At 67.6% G+C, this 16,446-nt stretch carries 16 protein-coding genes; 3 read left to right on the top strand and 13 right to left on the bottom strand.

Translation table 11 applies throughout. From position 1 onward, the window contains the following. The first annotated feature begins 516 nt into the window (after window positions 1-516). Window positions 517-1,557, top strand: a complete 1,041-nt coding sequence (locus tag AC1DCJ_RS08375) for a hypothetical protein (RefSeq protein WP_478070670.1) — start codon at window positions 517-519, stop codon at window positions 1,555-1,557. On the opposite strand, the gene AC1DCJ_RS08370 is transcribed toward AC1DCJ_RS08375, so the two are convergent. The 8 genes from AC1DCJ_RS08370 to glnA all read right to left on the bottom strand — a co-directional run bounded on the left by AC1DCJ_RS08370 (window position 1,540) and on the right by glnA (window position 9,147). Then, on the bottom strand, window positions 1,540-1,746 hold the full coding sequence (locus AC1DCJ_RS08370; RefSeq protein ID WP_478070669.1) for a hypothetical protein: 207 nt from the start codon (window positions 1,744-1,746) through the stop codon (window positions 1,540-1,542). The genes AC1DCJ_RS08375 and AC1DCJ_RS08370 overlap by 18 nt on opposite strands. 6 nt (window positions 1,747-1,752) lie before the next feature. Continuing rightward, entirely contained in the window at window positions 1,753-2,103 is a 351-nt protein-coding gene (locus tag AC1DCJ_RS08365; RefSeq protein WP_478070668.1) for a VOC family protein, read from the bottom strand. A gap of 79 nt (window positions 2,104-2,182) precedes the next feature. Continuing rightward, window positions 2,183-3,088 carry an NAD(P)/FAD-dependent oxidoreductase gene (locus tag AC1DCJ_RS08360; RefSeq protein WP_478070667.1) on the bottom strand — a complete coding sequence of 302 codons (906 nt, stop codon included), beginning with the start codon at window positions 3,086-3,088 and terminating at the stop codon, window positions 2,183-2,185. Window positions 3,089-3,180: 92 nt separating this feature from the next. After that, a complete protein-coding gene (gene mltA, locus AC1DCJ_RS08355; RefSeq protein ID WP_478070666.1) occupies window positions 3,181-4,332 on the bottom strand; it encodes a murein transglycosylase A in 1,152 nt (383 codons plus the stop codon). A 271-nt stretch (window positions 4,333-4,603) separates the two neighbouring features. Continuing rightward, the gene (locus tag AC1DCJ_RS08350; protein ID WP_478070665.1) at window positions 4,604-5,344 is read right to left on the bottom strand and encodes an N-acetylmuramoyl-L-alanine amidase; all 741 of its coding nucleotides are present in this window, start codon (window positions 5,342-5,344) and stop codon (window positions 4,604-4,606) included. A gap of 191 nt (window positions 5,345-5,535) precedes the next feature. Further along, window positions 5,536-6,972 carry an ammonium transporter gene (locus AC1DCJ_RS08345; RefSeq protein ID WP_478070664.1) on the bottom strand — a complete coding sequence of 479 codons (1,437 nt, stop codon included), beginning with the start codon at window positions 6,970-6,972 and terminating at the stop codon, window positions 5,536-5,538. A gap of 18 nt (window positions 6,973-6,990) precedes the next feature. Beyond that, window positions 6,991-7,329, bottom strand: coding sequence for a P-II family nitrogen regulator (locus tag AC1DCJ_RS08340; protein ID WP_026070924.1), 339 nt, complete (start codon window positions 7,327-7,329; stop codon window positions 6,991-6,993). A 408-nt stretch (window positions 7,330-7,737) separates the two neighbouring features. Next, entirely contained in the window at window positions 7,738-9,147 is a 1,410-nt protein-coding gene (gene glnA / locus AC1DCJ_RS08335; RefSeq protein ID WP_038691327.1) for a type I glutamate--ammonia ligase, read from the bottom strand. A 221-nt stretch (window positions 9,148-9,368) separates the two neighbouring features. On the opposite strand from glnA, the gene AC1DCJ_RS08330 reads away from it, so the two are divergent. Beyond that, window positions 9,369-10,163, top strand: coding sequence for an undecaprenyl-diphosphate phosphatase (locus tag AC1DCJ_RS08330; RefSeq protein WP_038692685.1), 795 nt, complete (start codon window positions 9,369-9,371; stop codon window positions 10,161-10,163). Between the two features lie 72 nt (window positions 10,164-10,235). After that, window positions 10,236-11,072, top strand: a complete 837-nt coding sequence (locus tag AC1DCJ_RS08325; protein ID WP_478070663.1) for an META domain-containing protein — start codon at window positions 10,236-10,238, stop codon at window positions 11,070-11,072. A 143-nt stretch (window positions 11,073-11,215) separates the two neighbouring features. Here the strand turns inward: AC1DCJ_RS08325 and AC1DCJ_RS08320 are convergent, their stop codons facing one another. The 5 genes from AC1DCJ_RS08320 to AC1DCJ_RS08300 all read right to left on the bottom strand — a co-directional run bounded on the left by AC1DCJ_RS08320 (window position 11,216) and on the right by AC1DCJ_RS08300 (window position 16,422). After that, the gene (locus AC1DCJ_RS08320) at window positions 11,216-11,827 is read right to left on the bottom strand and encodes a YbhB/YbcL family Raf kinase inhibitor-like protein (protein ID WP_478070662.1); all 612 of its coding nucleotides are present in this window, start codon (window positions 11,825-11,827) and stop codon (window positions 11,216-11,218) included. Window positions 11,828-11,837: 10 nt separating this feature from the next. After that, window positions 11,838-13,907: a tetratricopeptide repeat protein gene (locus AC1DCJ_RS08315; RefSeq protein WP_478070661.1), complete on the bottom strand. Its 2,070-nt coding sequence runs from the start codon at window positions 13,905-13,907 to the stop codon at window positions 11,838-11,840. A gap of 58 nt (window positions 13,908-13,965) precedes the next feature. Further along, window positions 13,966-14,955 (bottom strand): YheT family hydrolase, encoded by a 990-nt coding sequence (locus AC1DCJ_RS08310; RefSeq protein WP_038692689.1) that lies wholly within the window; start codon window positions 14,953-14,955, stop codon window positions 13,966-13,968. 56 nt (window positions 14,956-15,011) lie between these two features. Beyond that, window positions 15,012-15,803: a lysophospholipid acyltransferase family protein gene (locus AC1DCJ_RS08305; RefSeq protein WP_137191388.1), complete on the bottom strand. Its 792-nt coding sequence runs from the start codon at window positions 15,801-15,803 to the stop codon at window positions 15,012-15,014. A 181-nt stretch (window positions 15,804-15,984) separates the two neighbouring features. Then, window positions 15,985-16,422: a hotdog fold thioesterase gene (locus AC1DCJ_RS08300; protein ID WP_137191389.1), complete on the bottom strand. Its 438-nt coding sequence runs from the start codon at window positions 16,420-16,422 to the stop codon at window positions 15,985-15,987. Window positions 16,423-16,446 lie beyond the last annotated feature (24 nt).

Below are 16,446 nucleotides of genomic sequence, written 5' to 3'. Positions count from 1 at the left end.
AAAGGGGTTGAATCACAAACAGCGGGCAACCGGGGACGACACCCTGTCTCTCGCGTCTCCATTCATCCTGGTCAGCGTGCCGGGGTAGAGCCGACCATTGGTCGGCTACACAACATCCCGGTAGAGCCGACCATTGGTCGGCTACACAACATCCCGGTAGAGCCGACCGTTGGTCGGCTGCTCCAGGTCCCATGTCGAGAAGATCCCCGAAGCACAGTTGGATCAGCGGCGCGAGCCCTGTTTACGCCACGTGACCTATCTACAATTGTGTGAGGCGTTGCTTGGCGGCATTGCCACGGTCACCACCGACCCGCCCAAGCGCAGTGGCGTAGCGGACGGTCGATAGCCGCGTATATCTGTTTCGACACAACGAGAGGAAGCATGCGCCCCCTAGTTGAGAGCATTCACTCACTTCGCCTCACGCACGTTGACGATCACGGTCACGACCGTCTTCCATCTCACGGGCCGGCAGTAGCCGTTCGGGATCGGTTGCTGGTATCAGACCCTGACGGCCGCATGTTTGATGTAGTCGGATTGCCACACCAGCCGGTGCTGGTGCTTTTCGGGGACCTGGGCTACAACTTTTCTCCCGATCTTTCCTCTTTCAGCCGCAATGCTGCCCAGACGCATGCGCTTGCCAAGGCCTGGTGTCGACAAACCAGATGCGTTGTCTTTCGGCTTTTCTCGGAAGAGAAACGCACATGGACAACGCTGGCCGCTCCACCTCCAGGCTGCGACGGCGCCCCGTTGACCGACGCTGTGCTGGGTGCCTGGGTCGGCGATGAGATTGTGGTGTTTTCCGTTCGGCCGCGATTCGGCCGCATCCTGCCGGAGGCCCTTTTCTGGAGCCGATACAACCGGGATGGCGAGATGATCGCAGGCAAACAACTGCTGCTGGCCTCCGAGAGAGGGTGGAGGTCGTTCACGGAACGGGACGTGTTCTGGTCAGCGGCTGCGGGTGATCGTGTCATCGCGTACGCATGGAACAGGTTTTTTGCACTCGATGGTGCGGGCGTTACCGAGCTGCCCGCGCCACGAGGGGTTGGCCCGGTACAGGCCCACGCTCCGTCCGGGGTCCGCGATGGAAGCATCCTGCTGTTCTCCCATACGGATGCTCATGACGAGGCATTCCTTTACGACATCGATCTGATGGATTGGAGTAGCAGCCGTCAAGATGTTTCTGCGCTGCTGAGAGGGCCACGTGGCTCAAGCGCCCGCTGGATGCCGGCGCAGGTGAACGTGGTACTGCTGCGTGACGACTGGATTCTGCTGGATACCCATGACGGCGATCCCCTGAACCGCGTTGCCTGCTGGCTCTGGGAGCGGTCCACGAATCGAGCGTGGGGCGTACCCATGAAGGATGTTGGCGGACGGTACGGGCTCGCCTTCGACTATGTTGCCTCGTGCGACCGCTTCATCGCCAGTGACCGCAATGAGATCGCAGTCAGCCGAGCGTTTGAGGATATAGTCAGAGATCTTCGGGCTGCGCCCGCGAAGGCGAAGATTCTTCCAGGACCCATCGTCGGTCCAGATAGCAGCTCAGATGGGTTGCCTTGATGTTCTCCAACATGCCGTGGCCATCTCGATGATCTCGATGGCCGGCGCGTCCCGCGCGTCGATCCTGGCGTATGCCCATTCCTTGCTGGCATCCACGTGCAGGATGCCCAGCGCCAGGCCCGTCCAGAAGAAGGCGCAGGCAGTGGCGTCATCGGCGGTGTCCAGGCACGTCGGATACGTCGCGTCCATGACCATCTACGCGTGCTGCAGAATGTTGACCAGCCGCCCGAACGGGTCGCGCACGTAGAACCGTCGCACGCCCCAGGGTTCGCTGGTCGGCCCGTAGACCAGTGGAATGCCCGCTGCCTTCACCCTGCGCAGCGCTTCCTCCAGGTCATCCACCTCCACGGACAGGTCGGGCACGTCGGTCCCCGAGCCGCCCTCCTGCGCAACGCTGACCTGCACGGTCATGTGGTTCGGGCTGGCATAGGTACGGATCCAGCCATGGTCCATCGCCAGCTCCAGACCGAGGATGTCCCGGTAGAACCGATCGGCGAGCGTGGGGTCTTCGGTGCGCATGTTGGCGATGATGCGTTTGACCTGCATGGACGTTCCCTTCCATTCTTTTCGGCCGGACATGCGCGGTTGCAGGGGCCGCTTGCGCGAATGTAGCGCCAAAGGCCCCTCAGTCCAACAGGCCGACCAGCGAATGATGCACGGCCACACCGGCCAGCGCGCCCTCGCCGACCGACAGGGCGATGTTGCCCGCCATGCGGGCTGCGTCGCCGCAGGCGAACACGCCTTCCACGGTGGTCTGCTTGGCCGAATCGGCGGTGATGCAGCCGGCGTCCTGCAACTCACACCCCAACTGCTGAGCCAGGTCACAGGACAGGCGCGACACCGGGGCGACGAACAGCGCATCGGTGACGACGCGGCGGCCATCGGTAAGCACGACGGTGGCCTGCTCATCCACGCGCAGCACAGGCGTCGTTTCGATGACCACGCCACACGCGTCCAGGCGCACCTTCTGCGCCGGATCGATCCGCGCGGCATCGCTGCAGAACAGGGTGACATTGCCCCAGTCGCACAGCAGCAGCGCCTGCCCGGCCCCGCCGTCATCGGAGCAGCCGACCACCCCGATGCGGCCTTCCTGCAGCTCATAGCCGTGGCAATACGGGCAGTGCAGCACGCTCCTGCCCCAGCGCTCGGCGAGGCCGTCGATGGCGGGCAGCGTATCGGTGACGCCGTAGGCAAGAATCAGCCGGCGTGCCGAGAAGCGCTGGCCGCCTTCGCAGTGGATGTCGAAGCGCTTGCCACCGCCCAGGACCTCGGCACGTATGGCGCGCCCGGTGAGCCAGGCCAGGGTGGGATAGCGCATCAGTTCGCCACGCGACTGCGCGGCGATCTCGGCCGGGGCCATGCCTTCGCGGCCCAGGAAGCCATGGGCGACCACCGCGTTACGGTTGCGCGGGGTGCCGCTGTCGATCACCAGCACGCTGCGCCGGGCCCGCACCAGTTGCAGGGCCGCGGACATGCCGGCATAGCTGCCGCCCACGATGATGACGTCGAAACGGTCGGGGAATGCGCTCATCGAGTCGAGTCACCTTGCCAGGAAGCCTCCCCAACGGGATGCGAACGGCGAGCATAGGACCGGTGCGTGAAGCAGGCCTCACGCACCGGTCCCTACGGCGCCTTCGGCAACGCCGCGCCCTTGGGCCACAGCATCCAGATGAAGCCCTTCTGTTTCATGTCCCCGGCGAGCTTGCCAGCCGCATCGCCGGTGCCCCAGAACAGGTCGGCACGCACCTCGCCGGCAATCGCGCCGCCGGTGTCCTGCGCGGCCACCGGGCGCACCACCGGGCTGCCGTCCGGGCGCGTGGTGGACAGCCACAGCAGGCTGCCCAGCGGCACCACGTTGCGGTCCACCGCGACGCTGTAGCCGGCGGTGAGCGGCACGTTCAACGAGCCGCGCGGGCCTTCGTCGCCGTCGGGGCCCTTGGTGAAGAACACATAGCTGGGATTGCTGGCCAGCAGCTCGGGCACGCGGGCCGGATGCGCGATGGCCCAGGCACGGATGGCGTCCATGGTGACGTCGTCCTTTTTCAGCTCGCCCTGCTCCACCAGCCAGCGCCCGATCGGGCGGTAGGGGTGGCCATTCTGGTCGGCGTAGGCGATGCGCAGGTGGCGGCCATCGGCCAGCACGATGCGGCCCGAGCCCTGGATCTGCAGGAACTGCAGGTCCATCGGATGGGTGAGCCAGGCCAGCACCGGTGCCTTGACGCCTTGCGCGGCAATCGTCGCGGCATCGTCGTAGGGCTTGAGCACGCGGCCGTCGACGCGGCCGCGCAGGCGCTTGCCCTTGAGTTCGGGGTAGAGGCTGTCCAGCTGCACGCTGACCATGTCGCCGGGCACGCCGTAGACCGGCACGGTGGCCTGCGCGGTGCGGGTCAGGCTGCCCGGGTAGATGGGTTCGTAGTAGCCGGTGATCAGGCCATCAGCGCGGTTGCCGGCGGCGCGTAACGCGTAGACGTCGAGGCGCTCCTGCAGGAACTGGCGGATAGCGGCCGGCGTGGTGTCGACCGTCGCTGCCGCCGTGCAGGTGGATGCCCAGGTCGTGTCGGTCTTCAGGCGCGGGCAACTGCTGCGCCACGCGGCGAAGCCGGCCTGCAGGTCAGCATCGGAGACGGCGGGCAACGCGGTCCAGGCGGCCTTGACGTAAGTGTTGCCGGGCGCGCTGGGGCGCTGCGGGGACACCGCGCAGCTGGTCAGCAGGGCCAGGCCCATGAGCAGTGCCGCCGGAAGTCGGCATGCGGCGGTGAGGCGTGTGATCGTCATGGGCGAKGGTCCTGGAATGGTAGAGCCGACCGTTGGTCGGCTGACGCGGCTGGAATCGTAGAGCCGACCGTTGGTCGGCTGCCGCAGCTGAAAATCGTAGAGCCGACCGTTGGTCGGCTGGCGGTGCGACCRCGCGCGGTGTGTGAGGGAGAGCAGCCGACCAACGGTCGGCTCTACCGGTTCACGGGTGCGCGTGAGGGCCAGTGCCACAGGACGTGGGCGTGCGGCGATGAGGCGTGGGATCGTCATTGGTCCTGGGATCGCGCGGCCGTTATGGCGTCTGCCGCAGCAGCGAATGCAGGATGCGGGCGTCTTCGGCATCCAGTGTGGCGGGCAGGTCGTCGCGGCCGCGGAAGCGGCGATGGAATGCGCCGACCGCGGCATCGCGGTCGTCCAGCGGGTAGCCGAAGGTCTGCAGCGCCAGGTACGCATCGAATCCTGCCGGTGCGGCGCCGTCGCTGTCGCGCGGCCACACGCCGAAGCCGGCCTGGGCCAGCTGCTGCCACGGGAAGAAGCGGCTGGGGTCCTGCTTGCGGGTGGGCGCGAGGTCGGCATGACCGATGACCTGCGTACGCGGAATGCGCAGGCGGGTGCACAGGTCGTCCAGCAGGCGGATCACGGCGTCGATCTGCGCGGGCGCGAACGGGGTGTCGCCGTCGTTGTCGATCTCGATGCCGATCGAGGCCGAGTTGAGGTCGGTGATGGTGCCCCAGCGGCCCGGCCCGGCGTGCCAGGCGCGGCGGTCGTCGCCCACCAGCTGGTAGATGTGGCCGTCGGCACCGACCAGATAGTGCGCGCTGACTTTGCCCCCGCTGTTGGCGCTCCGCAGGGTGTCCAGGCTTTCCCGCACCGAGTGCTGGTCGGTGTGGTGCAGCACGATGATGACCGGGCTGCGGGCGTTGTAGTTGGGCGACGGCACCCAGCTGGCGAGTGGGCTGCGAATGCCGGTGCTGGCGCAGGCAGCGAGCAGCAGACAGGCGAACAGCGGCAGTACGGTGCGGATCGGGCGCATGTACGCATTGTGCGGGATTCTGCGCGTGGGTGCCGGTGGTGCCTTTGACCAAGAAAAAGCCGGCGACCCGGAGGCCGCCGGCGAAGGTACTGCGTCTCTCTCTCGTTTCTTGTTTGGTGCGTTGCCGGGCAGAGCCCGGCACTACGGTTGGCTGGTTGCCGGGCAGCGCCCGGCATTTCATTGCGTGGCGATCAGGCCTCGTAGGCCGACTCGCCGTGCGAGGTGACGTCCAGACCGGTGCGCTCGGCTTCCTCGGTGACGCGCAGGCCGAACACCATGCGGACCACCAGCAGGATCACCGCGGTGACCACGGCACACCAGACGATGGTGAAGCCGACGCTGACCAGCTGCACCCAGACCTGGTGGCCGATGTCGAGATCGGCCTTGGTGCCGCCCAGCGACTGGGCGCTGAACACGCCGGTGAGCAACGCGCCGACGATGCCGCCGATGCCGTGCACGCCGAACACGTCGGCGGTGTCATCCACGCGCAGCAGACGCTTGAGACCGGTGACGCCCCACACGCAGACCACGCCGGCCACCAGGCCGATCACGATCGCGCCGAGCGGGCCCACGGTGCCGCAGGCCGGGGTGATGCCGACCAGGCCGGCCACCGCGCCGGACGCCGCGCCCAAGGCCGACGGCTTGCCCTTGCTCACCGCTTCCACCAGCGTCCAGCCCAGCACCGCCGCGGCAGTAGCCAGGATGGTGTTGAGGAAGGCCAGCGACGCCACGGTGTCGGCGGCGGCCGCCGAGCCGGCGTTGAAGCCGAACCAGCCCACCCACAGCAGCATCGCGCCGATGTAGGTGAACGGTACGTTGTGCGGCTTCAGCGCGGTCTGGCCGTAGCCGATGCGCTTGCCGACGAAGTACGCGCCGACCAGGCCGGCCACGCCCGCGTTGATGTGGACCACGGTGCCACCGGCGAAGTCGATCGCGCCCATCGCACCCAGGTAACCGCCGCCCCACACGATGTGGGCCATCGGGATGTAGCTCAGGGTGAACCACAGCGCCGAGAACAGCAGCACCGCCTTGAACTTGATGCGCTCGGCGAAGGCACCGACGATCAGCGCGGTGGTGATGCCGGCAAACGTCGACTGGAAGGCGACGAACAGATAGTCGGGCAGGCCCTTGATCGGGGTGTTGCCGACCGAGTCGGGCGTGAAGCCCTTGAGGAAGGCGAACTCGGTGAAGGAGCCGAAGAAGGCGTTGCCTTCACTGAACACCGCGCTGTAGCCGTAGGCCACCCACAGGATCAGGATCAGCGAGAACACCACCAGGATCTGGCTGAGGATGGACAGCACGTTCTTGGAACGCACCAGGCCGCCGTAGAACAGGGCCAGGCCGGGCACCACCATCAGCAGCACCAGCAGGGTGGAGGTGAGCATCCAGGCCACATCGCCGTGATCGAAACTGGGCGCGGCAGCGGCGGCAGCCTCGACGGCCGGTGCGGCCGGCGCGGCGGCAACAGGCAGCGGCTCGACCGCGACCGTCTCCGACGGTGCCGGGGTGACCTGCGCCTGGGCCTGCGCGGTGCTGGAGAAGGCGCCAACGGCCAGTGCGCTGACCAGCATCAACAGGCACACGGCATGGAACCGGGCTTGCCACCCGGTGAACAAAGAGGTCTTCATTGTGGGCTCCGAGTGGGGTTAGAGCGCGTCAGCGCCGATTTCGCCGGTGCGGATGCGAACGACCTGTTCGACCGCGGTCACGAAGATCTTGCCGTCACCGATCTTGCCGGTGCCGGCCGCGTTCTGGATCGCTTCGACCACCGCGTCCAGGCGGTCGTCGGTGACCACCGTTTCGATCTTGATCTTCGGCAGGAAATCCACGACGTACTCCGCGCCGCGATACAACTCGGTGTGGCCCTTCTGGCGCCCGAAGCCTTTTACTTCGGTCACTGTGATGCCCGACACGCCCGCATCGGAGAGGGCCTCGCGGACCTCGTCGAGCTTGAACGGCCGGATGATGGCGGAGATCAGTTTCATGCGCATGTCCCGATGGTGGATGGAACCGGCGGTGTGTTGCTGGCCGGTGTCAGGTCAGCGGGCGGCCACTTGCACATGGCCGCCCCCTGGTGCGCCGAACGATGCATGGGCCTCGCCACTGCCGGGGCCCTTGCGGGCAACGGTAGCGGTGACGCGGGAGGGAGGAGGGGCCCATGGCACGCGTCCGGTCTCTCTTGCCCCTGGTGGTGCAGCGGACCAACGGTCCGCTCTACCGGGTGTAACGGACCAACGGTCCGCTCTACCGGGTGTAACGGACCAACGGTCCGCTCTACCGCATATAACGGACCGGCGGTCCGTTCTACGACGTGCCTTGCCGGCTCCCCAGCCGGAAAAGCAGTGACGATGACGAAGGTGGGAGGGAAGTCCTTCGTCATCGTCACCGGTTGCTCAGTTGGCGTAGTACATCTGGTATTCGAGCGGGTGCGTGGCGGCGCGGAAGCGGGTCACTTCCTGCATCTTCAGCGCGATGTAGCCGTCGATGAAGTCGTCGCTCATCACGCCGCCGGCCTTCAGGAACTCGCGGTCCTTGTCCAGCGCTTCCAGGGCCTGGTCCAGCGAGGAGCAGACCTGCGGGATCAGCTTTTCTTCTTCCGGCGGCAGGTCGTACAGGTCCTTGTCGCTCGGTGCGCCCGGGTCGATCTGGTTCCGGATGCCGTCCAGGCCGGCCATCATCAGCACGGTGAAGGTCAGGTAGCCGGACTGGATCGGATCGGGGAAGCGCATTTCGATGCGGCGCGCCTTCGGGTTGGACACCCACGGAATGCGGCACGATGCCGAGCGGTTACGGGCCGAGTAGGCCAGCATCACCGGGGCTTCGAAGCCCGGCACCAGGCGCTTGTAGCTGTTGGTGCCGGAGTTGGCGAAGGCGTTGATGGCCTTGGCGTGCTTGAAGATGCCGCCGATGTACCACAGCGCCATCTGGCTCAGGCCGCCGTAGCCGTCGCCGGAGAACAGGTTGGTGCCGCCCTTGGACAGCGACTGGTGCACGTGCATGCCGCTGCCGTTGTCGCCGACGATCGGCTTGGGCATGAAGGTGGCGGTCTTGCCGTTGCGGTGGGCGACGTTCTTGATGACGTGCTTCATGCGCAGCAGTTCGTCGGCCTTCTGCACCAGGGTGCTGAACTTGGTGCCGATCTCGCACTGGCCGGCGGTGGCCACTTCGTGATGCTGCACTTCCACTTCGATGCCGACCTGTTCCAGGGTCTTGCACATTTCAGCGCGCAGGTCGTGCAGCGAGTCGGTCGGCGGCACGGGGAAGTAACCGCCCTTCACCGCCGGACGGTAGCCGCTGTTGGCGCCGTCGTACTTGTCACCGGTGCTCCACGCGGCTTCTTCGGAATCGATCTTGAAGAAGGTGTGGCCCATGTCGTTGGCGAAGCGGACCGAGTCGAAGATGAAGAACTCCGGCTCCGGGCCGAAGAAGGCCTGCTCGGCGATGCCGGAGGACTTCAGGTAGGCCTCGGCGCGCTTGGCGATGCCGCGCGGGCAGCGGCCGTACGGCTGCATGGTGGCCGGGTCGAGGATGTCGCAGCTGATCACCAGGGTCGGGTCGGCGTAGAACGGGTCGATGTAGGCGCTGGCCGGGTCCGGGAGCAGGACCATGTCCGATTCGTTGATGCCTTTCCAACCGGCGATCGAGCTGCCATCGAACATCTTGCCTTCTTCAAACAGCGACGGCTCGACGATGCTCACCGGGAAGGTGACGTGCTGTTCGATACCGCGCATGTCGACGAAACGCAGGTCGATGAACTCGATCTGGTTGTCCTTGATCAGCTTCTCAACGTTTTCCACGGACATCGGTGAAACCCTCGGATGGATGATTGCGTAAGTGAGTAGAGCAATCGCCGTGCCAACTTTTCATTCTTCACAAGTTGTTGATTTCATTGGGCACGCACCTTGCCCGCCGCGGAAGCCGCCGCACCACAACGGTGCAATGGCCGCACCACGCACACATTTGGTGCGGCGTTTGATGTTTTATGCTTTACCGCGATTTCATCCATTCCGAGTCCCAGCACCCGATGTCCGACCTGCTCTCTGCCCTGTTGTTGGGCATCCTCGAAGGCCTTACCGAATTCCTCCCGATCTCCAGCACCGGCCACCTGCTGATTGCCCAGCACTGGCTGGGCGCGCGCTCGGACTTCTTCAACATCGTGATCCAGGCCGGCGCAATCCTGGCCATCACCCTGGTGTTCCGCCAGCGGCTGTGGACGCTGGCCACCGGCCTGCACGAGCGCGCCAACCGCGACTACGTGATGAAGCTGGGCACCGCCTTCCTGGTCACCGCCGTGGTGGGCCTGCCGGTGCGCCTGGCCGGCTGGGAGCTGCCCGAGACGGTCACCCCGGTGGCCTGGGCGCTGATCATCGGCGGCATCTGGATGATCCTGGTGGAAACCTACAGCGCGCGCCTGCCCGACCGCGACGAGGTGACCTGGAAAGTGGCCATCCTGGTCGGCCTGGCGCAGGTGGTGGCCGGGGTGTTCCCGGGCACCTCGCGCTCGGCAGCGGCGATCTTCATCGCGATGCTGTTTGGCCTGAGCCGGCGCGCGGCAGCCACCGAGTTCGTGTTCCTGGTGGGCATTCCCACCATGTTCGCCGCCAGTGCCTACGCGTTCCTGGAAATGGCCAAGGACGGCAAGCTCGGCAACGAGAACTGGACCGACGTGGGCGTGGCCTTCCTTGCCGCCGCCGTCACCGGCTTCGTCGTAGTGAAGTGGCTGCTGGGCTATATCAAGTCGCACAAATTCACCGCGTTTGCGTTCTATCGCATCGCGCTCGGCGCGGCACTGCTGCTGTGGTTGCCTGCTGGCAACTGAACACCGCCGGTAGCTGCCTGACCCCGTTTCGTACGCTGCACCGTTTTTCCCCGGGTTCCCAAGGAGATGTCCATGAACCGCACCCGCACCCTGATGCTGATCCTGCCGCTGGCCCTGATGGCCGCCTGCAGCAACCCGTCCACCACCGCACCGGCCGGCACCGGCAGCGACGACCTCGCCCCCGCGCCGACGGCCGCCGCCACTACCCAGGCCGCTGCCAAGCTGGACGTGCAGCGCCTGCAGGGCAACCACTGGCTGCTCGACAGCGCCACCGATGCCAGCGGCAAGCGCGTGGACGCCCTGTTCGCCCGTGCCGACAAGCCGGTGACGCTGGACTTCAACGACGGCCGCCTGTCGGTCAGCAACACCTGCAACCGCATGGGCGGCGGCTATACGCTGGCCGACGGCACCCTGACCGTGTCGCCGATGGCCTCGACCATGATGGCCTGCACCGACAAGGCGCTGATGGCGCTGGACCAGGCCGTGGGCTCGCGGCTGGAAGGGGCACTCAAGGCTGAACTGGCCGGCCAGGGCCAGCTCACCCTGCACACCGCCGCCGGCGACGTGCTGGTCTTCACCCCCGAGCCGACCGCCGAAACCCGCTACGGCGGCGAAGGCGAGACGGTGTTCCTGGAAGTGGCCGCGACGACCAAGCCGTGCTCGCACCCGATGATCCCGGACATGCAGTGCCTGCAGACCCGCGAAGTGGCCTTCGACGACAAGGGCCTCAAGCAGGGCACCCCGGGCGCGTTCGAGAACTTCTACGGCACCATCGAGGGCTACACCCACGAAGACGGTGTGCGCAACGTGGTGCGCGTGAAGCGCTACAAGATCGCCAACCCGCCGGCCGACGCCTCGTCGCTGGCCTACGTGCTGGACACGGTGGTCGAGTCGGAAACGGTCCGGTAACTACCGACCGTTGGTCGGTACACGCCCCCCGGGCGCCGTATGCGCCAACAATGAAGAAGGGCGGCCATGGGCCGCCCTTCTTCGTCATCGGCCGGTACCGACCGTTGGTCGGGACCGGAAGCACGCGCCAACCAGACCGTTGATCAACCCAGCGCCGGGTTCAACGTATACGTCCCATGCAACGCGGCCTCGGCCAGCACATGGCCGTGCATCGCCCGATGTACATCGGCGGCGGTGAACGGCGTCGGCAGGTCCAGCTGCGCCACGTCGAGCGCGAACAGCCGGAAGAAATACCGGTGCACGCGTTCGTCGTTGAACGGCGGGTACGGGCCGTCGTAGCCCAGGTACTGGCCGGCCATGTCCGGGTTGCCGGCAAACCAGCCGGTGAAGTCATTCAGGCCCTGGCGCGACCCGGCCGGGCCGACCGGCGTGGTCTTGCCCTTGACCGTGAAGCCTTCGCTGCAGCTGCCAGCTGCGATCTCGTGCACCGTGGCCGGAATGTCGGCCATGGCCCAATGCACGAAGTCGGCGCGCGGCTGGTCACGGGGCACGGTGCAGTCCTGCCGGCCCACCGTGTCCGGCACGGTCGGCACATCGGGGTCGATGCACAGCAGTGCGAACGAACGGGTGCCCGCGGGCACCTCGCTCCAGGCCAGCTGCGGGTTGCGGTTGGGGGCGAAGCCCGCGGCGTCGCCGGCGGCGAATTCCGCCGCGATCGGCTGGCCGTTCTGAAGGCTGGTGCTGCTCAGGTGCATGCGGGGGTCCTCACTCTTCCGGGTAGCCAAGACGAACGGCGACCGGCGTCAGCAGCGCGAACGGCGCGGCCATCACCTCGCGATACTGGCGCCAGTGGCCGGCAGGCAGGCGCGCCGGACCCAGCGTGGCCGCTGGCGGGAAGCGCATGCCGAACAGACGGCTGAGGTGCTCGGCCATGACGGCCGGATCGTTGCCGATGCCATCGATGTTGATCAACGCATGCGGGTACAGGTCCTGCTCGTGCAGGGTGGCCACCTGGGCCAGCGAACGCGCCAGCCACTCGGCCGCTTCGTCGATCCCGTTGACCGCGAACGGCGCCGGTGCGCCATGCGCCAGCCAGTGCAGCAGCATGTCGCGCGGGTCGCGCAGGACCACCAGCAGGCGGCCTTCGGGCAGCTGCGGGCGCAGCGCCCACAACAGCGCGTTGTCCCACCACAGCAGCCAGTCGATCACGTTGGCGTCGGCCAGGCCGCGCGAGGGCAGCTGTTCGCGCCACTGCGCCACCAGCTGTTCCGGGCTGAGCGTGCCGGTCGAGAGGTTCTGCAGGGTGTGGTAATTCTGGAAGGCATCGTTGGGCGGGGTCTCGCCGAAACGATCGCCACGCAGCACGTTGCTGGCCGTGGCGATGGCCGCGATCACGCGCTCCACGCCCGACCCCGGTGCACCCCAGACCAGCATCGGGCGGGTCAGGGTGTCCTCGGCGATGGTGCCCATGTCCGGCCAGCTCAGCGGCGCCTTGGCCTGCGGCGGCAGCGGCAGGCGCTGACCGGCGTCTGCGGCATGCGCGCCCAGCCAGGTGCGCAGGGCGTCGGCATGCTGCCCGGCCTGGTCCTGGACCGCGCCCAGCCACGCGCGCAGGCTCGACTTGGCCGTGTCCGGTGCGCTGTCATGGATGGCCTGCACGTGGGCGATGGCCGCCTGCGGGTCGCGTGCCAGCAGCCCCCCCACGATGCGGGTCTCACCGCTGGCGCGGCCCGGCTCAATGGCCACGATGCGGCGTGCAACCGCTTCGGCCGCCTCGCCTTCGCCGGCCATGTCGTGCAGGCGCATGCGCGTTTCCAGCGCCGGCAGGTGCTCGGGCATGGCCTGCAGCCAGCGCTCGCCCACGGCAACCGCCTCGGCATCGCCGACCACTTCGATGGACAGCCGCGCCAGCCACAGGTCGTGCAGCTGGGGGTGCGTCTCCAGCAGCGCATCCAGGGTCTCGCGGGCCTGCTGTTCGCGGCCCAGGCGCTGCCAGGCCATCAGCAACAGCTGCAGCGTGTGGCGATCGCCGGGCGACTGTTCCAGCACCGGCAACAGGTGCTCCAGCGCCTGCAGCGGCTGGCCGGACTGCAGTTCCAGCTCACCGGCCAGGCGGCGCACGCCCGGGGAATCGCCCTCGGGCTCGGCCAGTACCTGGCGCAGCGTGGCCGCGGCCGATTCGCTGTTGCCCTGGCGCAGCGCCAGCTGCACCAGCAGCGCGCGCAGCGAGGTCACGGCCGGATTGAGCTCCAGCACGCGCCGGAACGCCTGCTCGGCGAAGGCCAGCATGTCCTTGCCCATGTAGGCGAACCCGAGCGCGTACAGCACCCGCGGATCGTCCGGCAGCGCCCGTGCGGCGGCCGACAGCAGGGCCAGCGCGCGGTCGCCCTCGCCCCGGCGCAGCGCGATCATGCCGTTCAACGCGGCAAGCTCAGGGCTGTCCTCGTCCAGGCGGGTCGCGGTGCGGGTGATGCGCTCGGCTTCGTCCACGTCGTTGCGGAGCAGCGCCATGTGCGCCTGCATCAGGTAGGCGGCAAGCTCGTTGGGATTGAGCGAGGCGGTGCGGTCCAGCGCCGACCCGGCGGCCTCGAACTGGCGCAGGGCCAGCAGCAGACCGGCGTGCTGCAGGTGCAGCTCGGCGTTGTCGGGGGCCAGCGCCAGCGCCTGCTGCAGGCTCTCCAGGGCGGCGTCGTACTGGCCCTGCTGCTGCAGCGACAGCGCCAGCCAGCGGTGCGCCTGCGGCTGCTCCGGCTCGTCGGCGGTCCACTGGCGCGCAAGCTGCACGGCATCGTCGGCCGCATTGCGGCGCAGGGCTTGGAGGATCTTGTCTTGCATGACGGTCCAGCGTGGGTCAAACCCCGATTGTAGAGCACGCCCGCCGGGCCAAGCTCGCTCAGCGCACGGCTTCGGCGCGCAGCCGCTGGGAGACCCAGCGTTCGGAGAAGCCGTCGCCGCGCCAGTTCTCCAGGAAGCCGCAATGGCCGCCCCACGGGGCGATTTCCAGGTGGGCGTGGGCCGGCAGGCGCCAGCCGTCGAAGGTGGCGAACGGGATCACCGGGTCGTCCTGGGCCATCAGGATGTCGGCCGGCACGGCCAGCCCGGCCAGCCGGTCGCCGGCAATCGAATACCCGTCGAAGTAGGCCTGCAGCGAGCCGAAATCGGTGTGGTGCTCGACCAGCCAGGCGGTGAGGGCGCGGATGTCCAGCTTGAGCACGCGGTCGTCCCAGTCGCTCAGCTCGGGGAACAGGTCGCGCTTGCGGCGCAGCGAACCGGCCCATTTGCGCCGGAAATACCAGTCGTACATCGCCGGGCCGTTCTCGATGCTCTCCATGGTGATGGCCGGGTCCAGCACCGGGCAGACCGACGCCACCCGGCGCAGCGGCACCCCGGCCGATGGCGCGCGCAGCGCCAGGCGCAGCACGAAGTTGCCGCCCAGCGAGTAACCGGCCGCCACCAGCGGCAACTGTGGCCAGCGCTGGGCGATGTCGCCGGCGGCCTGCACCACTTCGTCGATGCGGTTGGAGTGGAAGATGCCCGGGTTGAGGTGGTGGGTGTTGCCGTGGTCGCGGAAATTCAGCCGCACCACGTCAAACCCTTCCTCCAGCATGCGTGCGGCGGTCATGCGCATGTAGCTGGACTCGGCACTGCCTTCCCAGCCATGCAGCAGCAGCGCCATGCCGATCGGCTCGCGGCCTTCCACATGGCTGTGCCAGCCCTGCAGACGCACACCTTGCCCACCGTCCAGGATCAGCTCTTCGGTCATCGCCCCGGTAGCAGCGAGCAGCATCAGGCCGCGCTGCATGCGCATGCGGCTGGAGCTGAGCATCGACTGCAGGTGCGGATTGCGCAGCCAACGCGGGGGGCGATAGTCGGCAGCAGTCAACATGGGCGGCAGCCTGCTCCCGGTTGCGACGCTGGCGCGTGAAGAGCCGACATGCGCTACTCGGCGTTCATGGCCGCCAGGATGCGCGTCCGCGACGTTTCAGCGATGCGGCGACGGCCTTCCAGGTCGTGCGTACCAATGGGCGCGAGGAAATGCACCTCGGCGCGGCGGGCCGGCTCACCGAGCAGGCGCAGGAAATTGGCGAAGAAGCTCTCGCCCGGGCCGAACGCCACGATGGTCTGGGCGTCGCCGCGCCAGCCATAGCGCAGCGCCACCGGCTGCACCGGGACCTGGGCTTCCACCGCGGCCTGGAAGATGCGGGCGTGGAACGGGCCCACTTCATGGCCGCCCCGGGTGCGTCCCTCGGGGAACACGCCCACGGCCTTGCCCTCGCGCAGGCGTACCACCATTTCCTGCATCACCCCACCCAGCGATTCGGTGCTGCCGCGCTGGTGGAAGATGGTCTGGCCGCGGGCAGCCAACCAGCCCACCACCGGCCAGCTGGCGATCTCGCGCTTGGCCACGAACCCCATCATGCGCTGGCTGTGCAGCATGTTGATGTCGACCCAGCTGACGTGATTTGCCACGAACAGCACCGCACCCGGCAGCGGCGTACCGATCCGGTGCAGGCGGAAGCCGAAGATCCACATCAGGCCGCTCGACCATGCGTTGACCGCGACGTGCTCGAACGGACGGTTGCCCACGCGCATGGGGCCCCACGGGGGCAGCATGGCGATGAGCAGCATCGGCAGGAACAGCAACAGGTGGACCAGCAGCAGCGGTACGCGGTACAGGTAACGGCACACACGCGCCACGCCGCCACGTGAGGCCGGGGTGGGGGAATTCATCCGCGCACGATACCCGAGCGCCGCAGGGTCTGCCAGCCGCAGGCGGCCAAATCGATAACGCGGGAGGGCCAGTGACCGCAAGGGGTCAAGCCGCTGCCCGGTTGCGGCACAGCGCGCGCACCGACAGTGCGCCGGCGCACTGTGGCGACCGACGCAACACAGCATCCATGCAGTGCAGCGATCAGACCGGGGCGACCGCCGGAACCACGGCCAACGTCAGCCGTGAGGTGCACACCAGGCGGCCACCCTCGTCTTCGATGCGGATGTCCCACACATGGGTACTGCGGCCGACGTGCACCGCACGCGCGGTGCCGGTGACCACGCCGCCGCGCATGGCGCGGATGTGGTTGGCGTTGATCTCCAGGCCGACACAGACCTGCTGGGTGGTGTCCACGCACAGATTGCCGGCGCTGCTGCCGAGCGTTTCGGCCAGCACCACCGAGGCGCCGCCGTGCAGGATGCCGTACGGCTGGCGGGTGCGCGCATCCACCGGCATGGTGGCGCTGATCCAGTCCTCACCGGCGGCGGTGAAGACGATGCCCAGGTGGTCGATGAGGGTGTTGCGGCTGAGGGCGTTGAGTGCGTCGATCGACACCGCCTCGCGGAATACCTGGGACATGCAGCAGCTCCGTGGAACCAAGGG

The organism is Stenotrophomonas sp. 10N36 (assembly GCF_056395005.1).
The sequence above is the reverse complement of the archived record's forward strand: the minus strand, read 5'-3'. Positions and strand labels throughout refer to the sequence as shown.